This window comes from Aquimarina celericrescens, from assembly GCF_042682765.1.
In the GTDB taxonomy this organism is placed as follows: Bacteria; Bacteroidota; Bacteroidia; order Flavobacteriales; family Flavobacteriaceae; genus Aquimarina; species Aquimarina celericrescens.
On the sequence record NZ_JBHUHY010000013.1, the window covers coordinates 80,563 to 95,295 of the forward strand.

A 14,733-nucleotide genomic window follows, 5' to 3' on the forward strand; every position below is an offset into this window, starting at 1 on the left:
AAATTTACAGGCTTGTAGTCTAAGTCTACATTGTCATCGAAAATAACTGTGTTTCTGGTTTGCTATGTTGCAAACGAAGATCAAAGGCCATGCAAATGTTGCGTACAAAAGGTCGACCTTTGTCTGTGACTCTTATTTGAGAATTAGATATTTCTAATAATTCATCTTTTTCCATTTCTTTGAGTCGAATCAGCACTTCAGGCAACTCACTAAAATGATATGCTTCCAGATCCCAACTAGTTTCAAAATGACACATTAAGCTTAGAATGTGTTTTCTGATAATCTCATCTTCCTGTGTTAATATGTGTCCCCGATACACAGGAATAATTCCTTCATTGATAAGATGTTCATATTCTTCAACACCTTTCACATTTTGTGCAAAACCATACCAACTATCACTAATAGATGAAACCCCCAAGCCAATCATCATTTGTGTTTTGGATGCTGTATATCCCATAAAATTGCGATGTAGGGTTTCATCTTTCATAGACTTGTATAACGAATCGTTTTGTAGAGCAAAATGATCCATTCCAATTTCTACATACCCAACCTCAGATAATAACTTTTTACCGGTTTCATATTGATCCCTTTTTTGCTTTGCTGTTGGTAAATTAGATTCATCGAAACCCCGTTGTCCATTTCCTTTTTGCCATGGTACATGGGCATAGCTATAAAAAGCTAATCGGTCTGGGAGTAATTCTTTAGTTTTAAGGATGGTATTTATTACGGCTTCTTCAGTTTGAAAAGGTAATCCAAAAATTATATCATGACCAACAGAAGTAAATCCTACCGCTCTTGCGGTTTCAGTAATATATTTTACATTTTCAAAGGATTGTATACGATTAATTGCTTTTTGAACCTTTTCGTTATAATCCTGTACACCAAAACTTACCCTTCTAAACCCCACATCATATAAAGCTTGTAAATGCTCTCGAGTAGTATTGTTAGGATGTCCTTCAAAACTAAGTTCACAATCTTCGGCACGTTCTGCATGCAAGAAAATTCCATTGATCAAATAATCCAAATTTTCAGGAGAAAAAAAAGTTGGTGTACCACCCCCTAAATGTAGTTCTTTGATTTTTGGTTTATTTCTTAATAGGTTAAGATACAGTTGCCATTCTTTCAATATTGAATTCATATAAGGTTCCTCTACGTCATGTCGTTTGGTAATTCGTTTATGGCAACCACAAAATGTGCACATACTTTCACAAAATGGCAAATGAATATAAAGACTAATCCCCTCTGTATCATTACTTTCATCAAAAGATTTCTTAACAGAAATTATCCAATCTTTTAAAGAAAAGGTAGTATTATCCCAATAGGGTACAGTAGGATAACTTGTATAACGTGGACCTGGTATATTGTATTTATCGATTAGAGTAGAACACATATTTTTATCTAATTTCAAATTTTTCTTTATTGAAGATCATTCATGCAATACCAAAAAAGGAATATGGGTATGATAGCTTATTTTTTCTATGGTGGGATGAAACAGTATACGTTGAAAAAAATTGAGATTCTTGGCGACCATGGTAATCATATCTATATTTCTGCTTTCTACAAAACATTGTATAGCTTCTTCGATATTGGGATTGGATAAAAAATGAAAACTATGCTCTAAATCATCTTTTAGATAGTCATTTAAAAAATCCTTATTCTTTTTCTGTAAATCGCTCAATTCTTGTTCTTTTTTGGTAATATGTAATACCCTAAGGGCAGCATCATTCATTTGAAGAACACTTGTGATGGTATTTAGAACTCTGCTTTTGTAATATAAATTATAATCGGTCGGAAAGGCAATTTCTTTGGGTTTTACATATTTGGCATGTTCGGGTATCACCAAAACTGGACATTTCACTTTGGTAATAACATCGCCAGTGTTGCTGCCAACTGTCATTTCTTTTAATCCAGAAGCACCTTTGGTACCCATTACAATAAAGTCAATATTCTTTTCTTCAATTTGCTTTCTAATTGCATCTATAAAGAAGATATATTCATTACTAGTAAAAAAACGATGTTTTGTATTTAACGGTAATTTCTCGATTCTTTTTAGCAAGCGTTGCATCTGCTCTTTATCACTACGTGTGATTTTCTCTATAACGGTATCTTTTGTGTCATAAAAGGACTCACCCCCTATCATTTCTTCGTAAGAGGATACATGCAGAAAATAAAAATTACATTTTATTTTTTTAAAAAATAGTAATGCATATTCAATGGCGTTCCAGGAGTTTTCTGAAAAATCTGTCGGGATCAGAACATTCTTCATTTTAAATACTTTCTAATACAACAAATGTATCAGGTAGCATTTATGAAAAGAATGATAAAAATCAGTTTACAAGAAGAATGATTTTTTTATTCTACCAATTGGAGGCCTGATAAGTCAAGAATTTTAATATTTCGTCCTTCAATTTCTATTAATCCATCTTTTTTGAAGCTTGATAATGTGCGAATTAAACTTTCTGTAGCAATCCCGGCTACACTGGCAAGATCATTTCGGGATATCTTTATACTTTCTTCAGGTTTTTTGTTGAGTATCTCAGCAAATTGTAATATAGTTTGTGCAGTTTTCCTGCGTACCGAGCTATATGCCATTTGTAGTAATTGCTCCTTTATTTCAGTGAGATTATCAGTAAGTAGTTCCATTAACTCAAGAGAAATATTTTTGCTCTTCTCCAGGATTTCTTTAAGGCTATTTTTCGATATTCCTGCAACTTCGCAATCCTCTACAGCTGTGGCCGATTCTTGATAAGGAATATTGTCTATAAAAGAAGTAAACCCAAGAAAATCGTCTGCTTTATACAAAGCCGTAATCAATTCTTTACCACTCTCGTCCATTTTATGAGATTTTACAACCCCTTTCAAAATCAGATATACTTTATTAGAATGCTCGTCCTCTTTATAAATTGTTTCTCCTTTTTTATATTCTGAAAGTTCACCATGATCATCGAAGAAATTTTTTAACTCATGAAGATTTCTTAATCCATCATCGTTTTGATCTTCTATGGTTTTTGAAGATTGCTCTTGCAGTATGTTGGCAATAATCTTGGCTTTGGCCAAACGACTTTCTATGGCACTTATAAGTTCTTCTTCTTCGAAAGGTTTGGTGAGATAATCGTCTGCCCCCATATCCATTCCCTTTCTGATTTCTTTATGTTCTGTTTTCGCAGATAGAAATATAAAAGGTATCTGATTGGTCGTCGCATCATAAGATAAAGCTTCCAGGACACCATAACCATCTACTTCAGGCATCATGATATCACAAACAATGATGTCTGGTTTTTCTTCTTTAGCTTTGGCAATACCTATTTTCCCGTTAGGAGATGTAATTACTTTATAATCTGAAAGTTCTAAAAGCTCAGCGGTGTTTTCTCTAAGTGCTGTATCATCCTCGATTAATAAAATGGTTTTCATCTGTTTATTTTGTTTTTTGAATGGTCAGATGGTTGCAATAATTATCGAAATATTAATAATCATTCTAGTGCATTACAACTTTATGATTATTCTCAACAGGTATTTTGACGATAAATGTTGAACCTTGATTTTCTTTACTTGTAAAAGTAATACTCCCTCCCAGGTTTTCCAAATGGCTCTTTACAATATTTAACCCGATTCCGGTTCCTTGATCTAATAATGCATTTTCTGCTCTAAAATATCTTTTAAAGATAAATTTTTGCTCTTTCTTTGGGATACCAATACCCTGATCTATGATTTTAAATTTAAGCATTCCATCTTCAAAATTTACTTGTAAATCGATAACAGTATTTTCTCCTGAATACTTCACTGCATTATGAATAAGATTTGATAATGCAAGTTCTAAAATCTTTTCATCAAACTCGATGCTATAATCATCTATATCTTGTGGATAATTTATTCTTTGTCCATCCTTTAATAGCATATTGGCATTGTATACTACTTCATTAATCACTTTACTAAGCGGAAACTCGCTAAATTTATAGCTCACTTTTCCGGTTTCTAAGCGCTCAATGGATAGAAAGTCGTTTAGGATATTGTCTAAATACTTCACCTTATTTTTTATGGTAGTAAGGTGTTTTTCTCTCTTGTCTTGCTGTTCGTCTTTGGTATACTTTCCAATTAATGTCGCCGAGGTTAGAATACCACCAAGTGGTGTCTTGAACTCATGAGAAACCAATGATAAAAACTTGGTCTTTAATTCACTAAGGTCTCTTTCTTTTTTCAGAGATTCTTTCATTCTGGCTTCTGCCTCTTTTCTAAGCTTTACTTCTTCCTTAAGTTCTTGAATAGTATCGTGTAACTCTTCTGTGCGTTTTTCTATTTTCTGCTCTAACTGGTTGTTTAATTCATAAATTCTAAGCTCTTGCTCTTTTCTTTCAGTAATATCAATTACCAAAGCCATAACATAATCGTTACCATAAATAGTGAATGGATTAAGACCTGCTTCTACGGGAAATTCTGTACCATCTTTGCGAACCCCAAAAAGATCGCGTCCTTTTCCCATACTGCGTTTTTCACTATGCTCTACAAAGCCTTTGAAATGAGTTTCATGATTATGATGGTACTTCTGAGGAATTAAAATATTCAAATGTTTGCCAATCAACTCATCAGTAGCATAGCCAAAAATATCGTTGGCAGATTTGTTTGTTGCCACCACAATCTGTTCTTTGTTCACCACAATAATACCTTCGGAAACAGCTTCAGAAAGTAATCTAAAAATATTGTCGTTCTCCTTAAAAACCTTCATAAAACGAACTGGTGGTTGGTTATCTTTAAATTGATTGATCGTATTTAGATTTAAATCGGTTTATAAATATAGTGGTTATGTTTCAGATAATTCTTACAAAAATTCATTAAATCATTAAGACTTCAAAAATAGCATAATCTAATATAAAAACTGATATCTATCATTTCTTATTAACAGCCCTTTGGATACTTTAACCAAAATTTATGAATCATGAAGGGTGTTTTAAATTTGGGGAAACTGTTCAATGTAAATATTGAAATTCATTGGACCTTTATCTTTATCCTGGCTTGGGTAATATTTTTAGAACTAAAATCAGGAGGAACTATTGAAAATGCTCTTATGAGTACTGTTTTTATTCTATTATTGTTTGTATGCGTGGTGTGTCATGAATTTGGACATATACTCACCGCCAGAAAATTTGGAGTAACTACAAAAAAAATAACACTATTACCTATCGGAGGAGTTGCATCCATGGAAACTATACCCGAAAATCCCAAGGAAGAGTTATTAATTTCGCTGGCTGGTCCTGCAGTGAATATTCTTATTGCATTAGGCTTATCTCTCTTTATTAACATCTCAATTTTCTTAGATCAAAACCCTACACAAATTGAAGAAACATTAAGCCACGTTACACCGCAAAACTTATTGATTTATCTTTTTTCTGCCAATATAGCTTTGGCGATATTCAATTTTATTCCTGCATTTCCAATGGACGGGGGTCGTGTACTGCGTGCAATCTTAGCGATGAAAATGGATCGGGTAACAGCCACCAATATTGCTTCTGGTATAGGTCAATTTGTAGCTTTAATTTTTGTATTTGTAGGCATATTATATAATCCATTTTTGATCGTTATTGCATTATTTATCTTTTTTGGTGCTTATGGAGAAAATAAAATGGTACGCCAACTCGCCTTGTTAAAAGGTCATAAAGTACAAGAGGCTATGCTTACCAATATTTCTATTCTAAAACCAGACGATACTATTGAAGACGTGATCGAACTTTTACTTTCTGGAACAGAAAAAAGCTTTGTAGTTACCGAAAACTCAAAAATTGTGGGGATTCTTTATCATAAAGATATTATTAAAAATTCAAAAAACAAAAGCTTATCCATACGAGACATCATGTCTAAATCTTTTAAAACAATTCATACGGATTCAGATTTAAAAGAAATTTTTAAGCTAATCAATACCGAAAAAAGAGATTTTTTTGCAGTCATCGATGATGATACATTAGTTGGTGCTATCGATCTGTCCAATTTGAGTGAGTTTATGCTTATTCAAAGTAATTTGATAACTCGATAATTTTGTTATTTTCATTATTACAACTGATTTATATCATAAAAATCCTGAAGAACTCAAGTTAACTTTACTTTAATAAAAATTACTAAAGACTATACCCATGGAAACTTCACAAAACATAGGAGTTACATTTTATCAAAACTTAGGAAAGCTATTCTATGCTATAGCTGCTTCAGATAATGTAGTTCGTGAGTCAGAATATGATTCTTTAAGAAAAATTGTAAAATCAGAATGGTTAGATGTGGATGATATTGAAGATGAGTTTGGCGCTGATGCTGCTTTTCAGATTGAGATTGTTTTTGATTGGATGGATTATGAAACTCCCAACGCACAATCTTGCTTTGAAGAGTTCGAATCTTTCTATAAAGAACATCAATCACGTTTCACAGATCGTATAAAAGATTTAATCTGGGATACTGCTAATACCATTGCTGGTGCGTTTTCTGGTAAAAACAAGTCAGAATTAATGATGTTGGGCAGGCTGAAGTTACTTTTTGAAAAATAATAACTAATACTTATCCTTAATCGAGAAATGGAGTTTATTGATTATTACAAAATACTAGGTATTAATAAAAATGCTTCAGAGGGAGATATCAAAAAAGCATACCGAAAATTAGCTAGAAAATATCATCCCGATTTAAATCCAAATGATAAAGAAGCAGAAAGAAAATTTAAAGAAATCAATGAGGCTAATGAGGTATTAAGCAATCCCGAAAACCGTAAAAAGTATGACCAATACGGTAAAGATTGGAAACATGCCGAAGAGTTTGAAAAAGCAAGACAGTCACAACAACAATATAATCGGTCTGGTAGACAGCAGTATTACGGCGATTTCTCTGAGAGTGATTTTTCAGACTTTTTTGAATCAATGTTTGGCGGCACAGGTCGAAGTTATCGTAGGAGTCAGGCAAGATTTAGAGGAGAAGATTATAACGCCGAGCTTCGTCTCGACTTAATGGACGTCTATAAAACCCACAAAAGAACACTCACTGTTAACGATAAAAATATTAGAATTACTATTCCTGCAGGAGTTGAAAATGGACAAACGATAAAAATCAAAGGACATGGTGGTCCCGGTATTGGTGGTGGCCCCAATGGCGATTTATACATTACTTTTATTATAGAAAACAAAAGCGCTTTTAAACGCGATAAAAGTGACCTTTATCTCAATAAAGATATTGATCTATATACAGCAGTTTTGGGTGGTGAGATTACTGTTACTACTTTGGATGGAAAGGTGAAATTAAAAGTAAAACCCGAGACCCAGAATGCTACTAAGGTTAAATTAAAAGGAAAAGGGTTTCCTGTATATAAAAAAGAAGGACAATTTGGGGATTTATATATTACATATACCATCAAAATACCAAAAAATCTTTCTGAAAAACAAAAAGAGTTATTTAGAGAACTATCTAAAATTTAATACAATGACTAATGAAAATCTCATACCGGCCGAAGAATTTTGCACTAACCACAGGGTAGAATTCTCGTTCATAAACTCTTTGTATGAGTTTGGATTAATTGAAATTATTACTATTAGGCAAACAGCTTTTTTAAACCAAGAGGAACTGCCTAAACTAGAACAAATTTTACTTTTCAATAAAGAACTAGAAATCAACCTAGAAGGAATTGAAGTCATCATAAGACTACTGGAGCGTGTTGATCAAATTCAAAATGAAATGACAATCCTAAAAAATAAATTAAGGCTTTACGAGAATTTGTGATTTAGATTCAACCTGAAATTTAATGACAACTTACTTTTACCTTACAAATTAACTGATCGATATCATATTTTTAAAATAGAAACTCAACTACATTTATTGTCATATAAATACATACTAATGCCAAGACCAAAAACGAAGAATGAATTAGTTGAATTGAGTACTAAAAATTATAAAAGATTACTGGACTATGTTAATTCTTTTTCAGAGGAGAAATTGGCTTCTGAATTTCCTAAAGGACTTTTAAATAGAAATGTTAGAGATGTATTGGCACATCTTCATCATTGGCATCTTATGATGATGGATTGGTATACTGTGGGAATGAAAGGAAATAAGCCTGAAATGCCAGCAAAAGGATATACCTGGAAAACTACACCAGATCTTAATCGGGAAATATGGAAAAAATACAACACTGCAGATTTAGATGATATAAAAAAGCAACTACAAATCTCATTTGAAGATCTGCAAAAAATAATCCACAAGCACACCGAAGAAGAATTATTCGAAAAACGCAGATACAAATGGACTGGAACAACCTCATTAGCTGCCTACCTAATTTCTGCTACCTCTAGTCATTATGACTGGGCCTATAAATTAATTAAGAAATCGATGAAATAGCTCCAAAACTATTTCGTTGTACAAATAAAGATCTATTATATGAAATGACCATAAACAAATTACATCATAAGTATACTAAACCATATGATTCAATTTTTTATGCGAATTCCTGAATGTGCAGAAATTTTTGTTTCTTCATTTTCAGTAAACTAAAAAATTTTAAACAGATGAAAACGTTAATCTTTGGTCTTATCTTTCTAAGTTTTATTGCTTGTAAAAATGAGACTACACCTCAAAAAAAAACTGATTCTAAACAAATAGAAAATGAGGAAAAAATAGATCAGGATATTCCAGATTCTACAGTAGTTTTTTCTGAAGAAAGCCTTGAACTCGAAAAAGAGAAAACAAAAGCGATCAAAAGAGAACGTCTTATAAAGGCGGAAGATGATAAACCTAGTCTGCAAGAATTAGTAGTTTCAAAAAGTTTCTTCAAAGAAGAGGATCTATACCTTTTGGATTATAAATATCCCTATATGAACGAGAAAATTGATCCTGGTTATGCGGTTTTTAATAATTTTATTAAAGAAAACTATTTAAATATTGAAAAAACCGAAAATCAAATCCTGGAAGACAAAGAATTACTTTGCGACACTTTAAAAATCAATAGATTTCGAGATAAAAGAATTATAGATTACAAAATATATAGCCTAAATGATAAGTTATTAAGTACTGTGTTGTATAAAGAAAATTATTATTCGGGGATGCGATATTCTACTTACCTTTTTGATTGTGTCAACTTCGACCTGAAAGAGCATGTTTTTGTATATTATGATGATTTTTTTGTAGCAGACTCTGAAGAAGAAGTATACAGCACTATAAATACCCTTATAAAAGAAGGTATAGAATCAGGAGAGTTATATTATGAATGTTGGGAATTATCAAAAGGGGATTTTAAGGCTTATAAAAACAATTTTGTAATAAACGACGATACCGTCGAATACTATTTTGATGATTGTGTTATTTGCCCATCGTACACAGGAACTTACTCTGTAGAAATCCCGATTAAAAAAATAATGCACTTGATAAAAAAATACAATTTCCGTCCCAAAGTAAGCTAGCTTAGATACTTAAGTTTTCATTTGATTATTCTAATTTTGATTTGTTATACGTGCATGAATAAAATTTTAAATAGATGAAAAGTAATTTTAATACTATTATAAATTCTGAAACCCCGGTATTAGTAGATTTTTTTGCAGACTGGTGTGGGCCATGTAAAGTGCTCACCCCAATTCTTAAGGAGGTCAAAGATGAGCTGGGAGATCGTATAAAAATTGTAAAGATTGATGTTGATAAAAACCAACCACTATCTGCAAAATATCAAGTTCGAGGAGTACCTACCATGATATTGTTTAAAAATGGCAAACAACTCTGGAGACAATCCGGAGTACTACAAAAAAATGATATTGTAGGAGTGATTAATTCATATCAATAGGCATGCAACTCAATCAATACATAGATCATACATTGTTAAAAGCTGATGCAACAGTAGAAAACATAAAAAATCTATGTACCGAGGCTAAAAAGTATGATTTTTTCTCTGTTTGCGTAAGCAGTTATTTTGTTGCCCTGGCCGATAGTGAACTTATGCATACTAATGTTAAAGTAGCTTGTGTAGTTGGGTTTCCACTTGGATCTATGACTACTCGGGTTAAAGTATTTGAGGCTAAACAATGTATAGATCAAGGGGCCAATGAAATTGATATGGTAATTAACATTGGTTTGCTGAAATCTGGTTATCATAGCATCGTAGAAGATGAAATCAGATCTATTAAAAAAGTAATTGGTGATCATACGTTGAAAGTAATCTTTGAGAATTGTTATCTCACTAACGAAGAAAAGAAAATCGCCTGTAAACTTTCTCTAAATGCCGGAGCAGATTTCATAAAAACCTCAACCGGTTTTGGAACAGGTGGAGCTACCATAGAAGATGTACAACTTATGAAAAATGAGGTAGGAGATTATTTAAAAATAAAAGCTTCGGGTGGTATACGAGATCTAGATACTGCTAAAAAATACATCGAATTAGGGGTCTCACGAATAGGAACCTCATCTGGAGTGGCCATTGTAACTTCAAATCAATAAAAATGAGTATACATATTGCAGCAAAAAAGGGAGAAATTGCAGAAACCGTTTTACTCCCTGGAGACCCTTTACGGGCCAAATGGATTGCAGAAACATTCTTTGACAATCCATTTTGTTACAACGAGGTACGCGGAATGTTTGGCTATACAGGAACTTATAAAGGAAAAAAGGTTTCGGTACAAGGAACCGGAATGGGAATTCCCTCTGCTCTTATTTACTGTCATGAGTTGATCAAAGATTACGGAGTAAAAAACTTAATTAGGGTAGGCTCTGCCGGATCGTATCAAGAAGATGTAAAAATTAGAGATATTGTAATTGCAATGGCAGCTTCTTCTACCTCTGGTATTAACAATTCAAGATTTATTAATTCTGATTATTCCCCGACTGCCAATTTTGAATTGTTCATGAAGGCAACTACATATGCCAGAGAAAATGATATTGCTATAAAAGCCGGAAATGTATTATCCTCTGATGAATTTTATGAAGATGATCCTAATTCTTATAAACAATGGGCAGATTTTGGAATACTTTGTGTAGAAATGGAGGCTGCAGGACTATATACCATCGCAGCAAAGTTTAATGTAAAGGCCTTAACTATCTTAACCATTTCAGACTCATTGGTTACTGGCGAAAAAACATCCTCTGCAGAAAGAGAAACTACATTTAGTAAAATGATAGAAATTGCATTAGGAACTTTGTAAAAAATTCGAGAATTCTCTTTTTTGTCATTTCGAGCAGAGTCGAGAAATGAGTTTGTATGATTTTTATATATTTCGACCAAGCCTGTCTTGAGCCCGTCTAAGGGCTCAATATGACAGTAGTGATTCAAACGTTATCTTTTGGTATTTGGAATATTCAAATCTTAAATGTTAATACAGGCTTATTAGCATGATTAGCTATGTCTTCTCCTATGCTTCCGCTAAAGAAATGTGCTAATCCCCTTCGACCATGTGTTGGGATTGCAATCACATCTGCATCGATTTTATTACTATAGTTAAAGACTCCGCTTTCAACAGTATAATCGCAATAATATACGACCTTATCATGCACTTCCAGATTACCGGCATCTGCTTTGAACAAAAATTCTTTTACTCTATCCTCCATTTGATTAGTGCTTTTAAATCGCTCTCCAGGTAGATTTACGTATAATAAATGTACGTTAGCACCAAGGGATTCAAACAGCTTCATCGCATTATGATATGGGCGTAAATTTTCCATTTTAAAATCACATGCAAATACCACTTCGTCCATTTTAAAATTATCTCCTGGGTTTTTAATGACCAAAACAGGAATATCAGAAGTACGAACCACTTTTTCTGTATTAGATCCAATAAAAACTTCTTCTCGTAAACCACTTACACCGTGAGACCCCATCACAACCAAATCTACATCATTTTCATGTGCTACTTCATTAATTTCACTAAAGATCTTATAATTCTGTACTGTTTCGGTTACTTTGATTCCTTTCAAATAGTCTTTATCCAAAAAAGTTGCGAATCGTTTTTCAGCAAGTTTCATATAGTACATTGCTTCTGCTACTTCCTGGCCTTCATTTTTGGTGAGTACAGCTTCAGACAACCCGAGCATATGCAATACAATAATTTCAGCATTTTGTTTTTTTGCAATAGTTGCTGCAGCTTGCAATGCATATTCTGAATATTCAGAAAAATCTATGGGTACAAGAATTTTTTTCATCTGTATGGTCTTTATTGTTTTTTAAATTGTCAGATGTAATTCGCATAACTAATAATATCTCTTCATAAGGAATTACTCAAATTATGCTCATTTCATTGTTTTCTGTTAATATATTTTCAAAATTAGATGATGTTATCTTTAAATAATATGACAATTATCATAACAATCTTTCATCAAAGTATATAACTTTATTTATCAAACACTTAAAGCAATTTAGAAACCAAAAACCTGTTCATTATGGCACTCAATTTTAATCAATATGCAAAAGAAGCGAATACCTTTTTAAAGGAATATGCAGAAGAATTAAACCTAGAGGACAATCCAGATAAAGCAGCACGAATTTTATCCTCTGTGCTTCATGGATTACGAGAAATTATATCTATTGAAGAGTCATTACAATTACTATCACAGTTGCCTATGTTTCTAAAAGCTGTTTATGTAAATGGATGGACTGCAAAGCAACGAAAGAATAAAATAAAGCATATGGAACAATTTATTGATCTGGTTAGATCTCATGATGGAGTTACTTCTATATATGATTTTGAATCAAATGAGGTAGCAGAACATTATATCCAAACTACATTCTTCGTATTGCGAAAATATATTTCACCAGGAGAAATGGAAGATATCAGAGACGAATTGCCTAAAAACTTAAAGAATATAATTTTTGATAAATCATTTTTTTAGAAAGTAAGTAATTAACCGTTAGAGTCTCGTAATTACTCGCTCACGTTCTAAGGTAGCTATGATTGCATTTACATACTCATTAACAGTAGTTGTAATACCTTGTGGGTCTACAATATCCAATGCCCCTACCCATACTAACGATTTATTGTCATCTTCGTTAATATTATAAATAGAGGTTTCTACGTGGTAAACTTTATAATCATCATAATATCCGGGATTGTAGTATACATCTTGAAATCTGTAATAATAACCACCAAAACGAGTCCAGCTATATCCCACGGTATAATATCCTCTATCATAACTTCTTCGTTCGTCAACCCCTTTTACTGCAGTTATAATGACAGCGTCAAAACCTTTTTCAGAAAGATCTTTTATCATTGTGTTGACTTCTTCTTCAGTCTTTTTAGAATCTGTAAATGATTCATCAAAAATCATAGTGCTCTCGTATGCATTGATATTACGACTTACAAACTCTTCCTTGAGGCTTTCTTCAAAAATTTTACGTGCAGTAAGATTTTGCGTTACTCCGAGAACAAGAAGTTTCTGTGGTTTAAAAAATAAAACTGTTTCATTTTTCCAGCTATCTACCACTCTTACAGATGAGCATCCCGAGATTAGGATTATCATTACAACTAGAATTATTTTTTTCATTATTTATTATTTATTATTTATTGATTATTGAAAATCAGTCTTTGGATTTTAGGATTAGTTCGGTTCTTGTTATCATTTTTTTGGCATAGTTTGAAATTTCTTCAAGATTAGATTCACCGGTTATTGCATCAACTTCTGCCATCTTATAGGTCCCTTCTCCAGAAGTGGTTAACACCACTATTTTGTCCCGTTGATCAATTGTTTGTTCTATAAATTCTCTTACTACAAAAGGTGGTTTCCAATTTTCCCAAGTATGCATAATAACAATCCCGGTATATTCATCTGGTTTTATATCAACTAAAGAAGAAACATCGATAACTTTAATAAATATTGAATCTGATTTATAGTGATTTACAAGTTTGTTAGTAATACTATCTTTAAAAGTACTGCCTTGTGTCGCAATAAGAAGCTTACGATCAAAATCAGGAGTATTTACCTCGTAGGCCTCTACTACTTCCATCGAGTACTCGTATTTGTACCATATCGAAAACAGGAAAAATAGCACGATAACCGATAGGATGATCCATAATACTTTTTTTGGACGTTTCATTTTTGTGTGCTTTAAGGGTCACTCACTAAAATATTGAACTCTCAGTAAGAAAAATATGACAAAAATCATCTTATAATCACCCGATTATTAATTTGTGACCTGAAGTTGTTTTGGTTCATCACTTTTTGGGACAATTCGCTCATTTTGCATTTGAAGTACTATTGCATCCACATAATCTTCTATTTTAAGCTGTACCAATTGATAATCATATATATCCAGACACAATCCCCATAATAGTGAGATCTTTTCTTTTTCAAAAGTGTAAATATCAGTTTCTAGGTGATATATTTTATAGTTTCCCAACCGCCCTCCTTCTATGGTATCTTGCTTTTCATCAACTCTGGTTACAGCAGTTATCATAAAACTATCGAAATCCATTTTTGCAATTATCCCTATGAGTTCATTCAGTTCTTGTTCGGCTTTATCGATTTCAGTAAAAAGCATTGTTGAAACCTTTATACTTTCATAAGCATCAATGTCATAAGCTGTTAGCTTTTCTTTCATTTTTGTTTCAAAAGTCCTACGCGCTTCGATATTATCTGTCAAACCAATGATGACGATTTTTTTAGGCAAGAAAGTTTTTGTTTTTTCAGTATTCTCTTTATTTTTCTGTGGAGCCGTTTGTCCGTGTACGTTTATAAATACTACACATAAAAAGAGTATGTTTATTAATTTTTTCATCTTTGTGTATTGAACGAACAATGTACTGGGAT

18 protein-coding genes are annotated in these 14,733 nt (G+C 32.5%); 10 read left to right on the top strand and 8 right to left on the bottom strand.

What is annotated here, in order from left to right; all coding sequences use genetic code 11:
- Positions 1-25: 25 nt before the first annotated feature.
- The 4 genes from hemN to ACFSJT_RS11985 form a co-directional block, all read right to left on the bottom strand.
- Positions 26-1,390 carry an oxygen-independent coproporphyrinogen III oxidase gene (gene hemN / locus ACFSJT_RS11970; protein WP_378320706.1) on the bottom strand — a complete coding sequence of 455 codons (1,365 nt, stop codon included), beginning with the start codon at positions 1,388-1,390 and terminating at the stop codon, positions 26-28.
- Between the two features lie 36 nt (positions 1,391-1,426).
- Entirely contained in the window at positions 1,427-2,266 is an 840-nt protein-coding gene (locus ACFSJT_RS11975) for a universal stress protein (protein ID WP_378320509.1), read from the bottom strand.
- A gap of 86 nt (positions 2,267-2,352) precedes the next feature.
- Entirely contained in the window at positions 2,353-3,411 is a 1,059-nt protein-coding gene (locus tag ACFSJT_RS11980; protein ID WP_378320510.1) for a response regulator, read from the bottom strand.
- A gap of 64 nt (positions 3,412-3,475) precedes the next feature.
- Complete coding sequence (locus ACFSJT_RS11985) at positions 3,476-4,720, bottom strand: PAS domain-containing sensor histidine kinase (RefSeq protein ID WP_378320511.1); 1,245 nt, start codon at positions 4,718-4,720, stop codon at positions 3,476-3,478.
- A 210-nt stretch (positions 4,721-4,930) separates the two neighbouring features.
- On the opposite strand from ACFSJT_RS11985, the gene ACFSJT_RS11990 reads away from it, so the two are divergent.
- From ACFSJT_RS11990 to deoD, 9 genes are all read left to right on the top strand, one after another.
- Positions 4,931-6,022: a site-2 protease family protein gene (locus ACFSJT_RS11990; RefSeq protein WP_378320512.1), complete on the top strand. Its 1,092-nt coding sequence runs from the start codon at positions 4,931-4,933 to the stop codon at positions 6,020-6,022.
- A 97-nt stretch (positions 6,023-6,119) separates the two neighbouring features.
- Positions 6,120-6,524 (top strand): hypothetical protein, encoded by a 405-nt coding sequence (locus tag ACFSJT_RS11995; RefSeq protein WP_378320513.1) that lies wholly within the window; start codon positions 6,120-6,122, stop codon positions 6,522-6,524.
- A gap of 27 nt (positions 6,525-6,551) precedes the next feature.
- On the top strand, positions 6,552-7,439 hold the full coding sequence (locus ACFSJT_RS12000; RefSeq protein ID WP_378320514.1) for a DnaJ C-terminal domain-containing protein: 888 nt from the start codon (positions 6,552-6,554) through the stop codon (positions 7,437-7,439).
- A gap of 4 nt (positions 7,440-7,443) precedes the next feature.
- Positions 7,444-7,740, top strand: coding sequence for a chaperone modulator CbpM (locus ACFSJT_RS12005; RefSeq protein ID WP_378320515.1), 297 nt, complete (start codon positions 7,444-7,446; stop codon positions 7,738-7,740).
- A 117-nt stretch (positions 7,741-7,857) separates the two neighbouring features.
- Complete coding sequence (locus tag ACFSJT_RS12010; protein ID WP_378320516.1) at positions 7,858-8,355, top strand: ClbS/DfsB family four-helix bundle protein; 498 nt, start codon at positions 7,858-7,860, stop codon at positions 8,353-8,355.
- Positions 8,356-8,522: 167 nt separating this feature from the next.
- Positions 8,523-9,413, top strand: coding sequence for an RsiV family protein (locus tag ACFSJT_RS12015; RefSeq protein ID WP_378320517.1), 891 nt, complete (start codon positions 8,523-8,525; stop codon positions 9,411-9,413).
- A gap of 74 nt (positions 9,414-9,487) precedes the next feature.
- Positions 9,488-9,787 carry a thioredoxin gene (gene trxA / locus ACFSJT_RS12020; RefSeq protein WP_378320518.1) on the top strand — a complete coding sequence of 100 codons (300 nt, stop codon included), beginning with the start codon at positions 9,488-9,490 and terminating at the stop codon, positions 9,785-9,787.
- A 2-nt stretch (positions 9,788-9,789) separates the two neighbouring features.
- Positions 9,790-10,437, top strand: a complete 648-nt coding sequence (gene deoC / locus ACFSJT_RS12025) for a deoxyribose-phosphate aldolase (RefSeq protein ID WP_378320519.1) — start codon at positions 9,790-9,792, stop codon at positions 10,435-10,437.
- A 2-nt stretch (positions 10,438-10,439) separates the two neighbouring features.
- Entirely contained in the window at positions 10,440-11,138 is a 699-nt protein-coding gene (gene deoD / locus ACFSJT_RS12030; protein ID WP_378320520.1) for a purine-nucleoside phosphorylase, read from the top strand.
- A gap of 154 nt (positions 11,139-11,292) precedes the next feature.
- Here the strand turns inward: deoD and ACFSJT_RS12035 are convergent, their stop codons facing one another.
- Positions 11,293-12,132, bottom strand: coding sequence for a universal stress protein (locus ACFSJT_RS12035; protein ID WP_378320521.1), 840 nt, complete (start codon positions 12,130-12,132; stop codon positions 11,293-11,295).
- A 237-nt stretch (positions 12,133-12,369) separates the two neighbouring features.
- Between ACFSJT_RS12035 and ACFSJT_RS12040 the strand changes: the two genes are divergently transcribed.
- The gene (locus ACFSJT_RS12040; protein WP_378320522.1) at positions 12,370-12,819 is read left to right on the top strand and encodes a DUF2267 domain-containing protein; all 450 of its coding nucleotides are present in this window, start codon (positions 12,370-12,372) and stop codon (positions 12,817-12,819) included.
- Positions 12,820-12,837: 18 nt separating this feature from the next.
- Here the strand turns inward: ACFSJT_RS12040 and ACFSJT_RS12045 are convergent, their stop codons facing one another.
- The 3 genes from ACFSJT_RS12045 to ACFSJT_RS12055 form a co-directional block, all read right to left on the bottom strand.
- Entirely contained in the window at positions 12,838-13,470 is a 633-nt protein-coding gene (locus tag ACFSJT_RS12045; RefSeq protein WP_378320523.1) for a hypothetical protein, read from the bottom strand.
- 34 nt (positions 13,471-13,504) lie between these two features.
- The gene (locus ACFSJT_RS12050; protein ID WP_378320524.1) at positions 13,505-14,020 is read right to left on the bottom strand and encodes a hypothetical protein; all 516 of its coding nucleotides are present in this window, start codon (positions 14,018-14,020) and stop codon (positions 13,505-13,507) included.
- A gap of 87 nt (positions 14,021-14,107) precedes the next feature.
- Positions 14,108-14,701 (bottom strand): hypothetical protein, encoded by a 594-nt coding sequence (locus ACFSJT_RS12055; protein ID WP_378320525.1) that lies wholly within the window; start codon positions 14,699-14,701, stop codon positions 14,108-14,110.
- Positions 14,702-14,733: the final 32 nt, after the last annotated feature.

Excerpts from the sequence above, each read along its gene's own strand:
- ACFSJT_RS11990 (WP_378320512.1), top strand. The coding sequence starts at position 4,931 with ATGAAGGGTGTTTTAAATTTGGGGAAACTGTTCAATGTAAATATTGAA.
- ACFSJT_RS12055 (WP_378320525.1), bottom strand. The coding sequence starts at position 14,701 with ATGAAAAAATTAATAAACATACTCTTTTTATGTGTAGTATTTATAAAC.
- ACFSJT_RS11995 (WP_378320513.1), top strand. The coding sequence starts at position 6,120 with ATGGAAACTTCACAAAACATAGGAGTTACATTTTATCAAAACTTAGGA.
- deoC (WP_378320519.1), top strand. The coding sequence starts at position 9,790 with ATGCAACTCAATCAATACATAGATCATACATTGTTAAAAGCTGATGCA.
- deoD (WP_378320520.1), top strand. The coding sequence starts at position 10,440 with ATGAGTATACATATTGCAGCAAAAAAGGGAGAAATTGCAGAAACCGTT.
- trxA (WP_378320518.1), top strand. The coding sequence starts at position 9,488 with ATGAAAAGTAATTTTAATACTATTATAAATTCTGAAACCCCGGTATTA.
- ACFSJT_RS12005 (WP_378320515.1), top strand. The coding sequence starts at position 7,444 with ATGACTAATGAAAATCTCATACCGGCCGAAGAATTTTGCACTAACCAC.
- ACFSJT_RS12050 (WP_378320524.1), bottom strand. The coding sequence starts at position 14,020 with ATGAAACGTCCAAAAAAAGTATTATGGATCATCCTATCGGTTATCGTG.
- ACFSJT_RS12045 (WP_378320523.1), bottom strand. The coding sequence starts at position 13,470 with ATGAAAAAAATAATTCTAGTTGTAATGATAATCCTAATCTCGGGATGC.
- ACFSJT_RS12000 (WP_378320514.1), top strand. The coding sequence starts at position 6,552 with ATGGAGTTTATTGATTATTACAAAATACTAGGTATTAATAAAAATGCT.
- ACFSJT_RS11980 (WP_378320510.1), bottom strand. The coding sequence starts at position 3,411 with ATGAAAACCATTTTATTAATCGAGGATGATACAGCACTTAGAGAAAAC.
- hemN (WP_378320706.1), bottom strand. The coding sequence starts at position 1,390 with ATGTGTTCTACTCTAATCGATAAATACAATATACCAGGTCCACGTTAT.
- ACFSJT_RS12035 (WP_378320521.1), bottom strand. The coding sequence starts at position 12,132 with ATGAAAAAAATTCTTGTACCCATAGATTTTTCTGAATATTCAGAATAT.
- ACFSJT_RS12015 (WP_378320517.1), top strand. The coding sequence starts at position 8,523 with ATGAAAACGTTAATCTTTGGTCTTATCTTTCTAAGTTTTATTGCTTGT.
- ACFSJT_RS11975 (WP_378320509.1), bottom strand. The coding sequence starts at position 2,266 with ATGAAGAATGTTCTGATCCCGACAGATTTTTCAGAAAACTCCTGGAAC.
- ACFSJT_RS11985 (WP_378320511.1), bottom strand. The coding sequence starts at position 4,720 with ATGAAGGTTTTTAAGGAGAACGACAATATTTTTAGATTACTTTCTGAA.
- ACFSJT_RS12040 (WP_378320522.1), top strand. The coding sequence starts at position 12,370 with ATGGCACTCAATTTTAATCAATATGCAAAAGAAGCGAATACCTTTTTA.
- ACFSJT_RS12010 (WP_378320516.1), top strand. The coding sequence starts at position 7,858 with ATGCCAAGACCAAAAACGAAGAATGAATTAGTTGAATTGAGTACTAAA.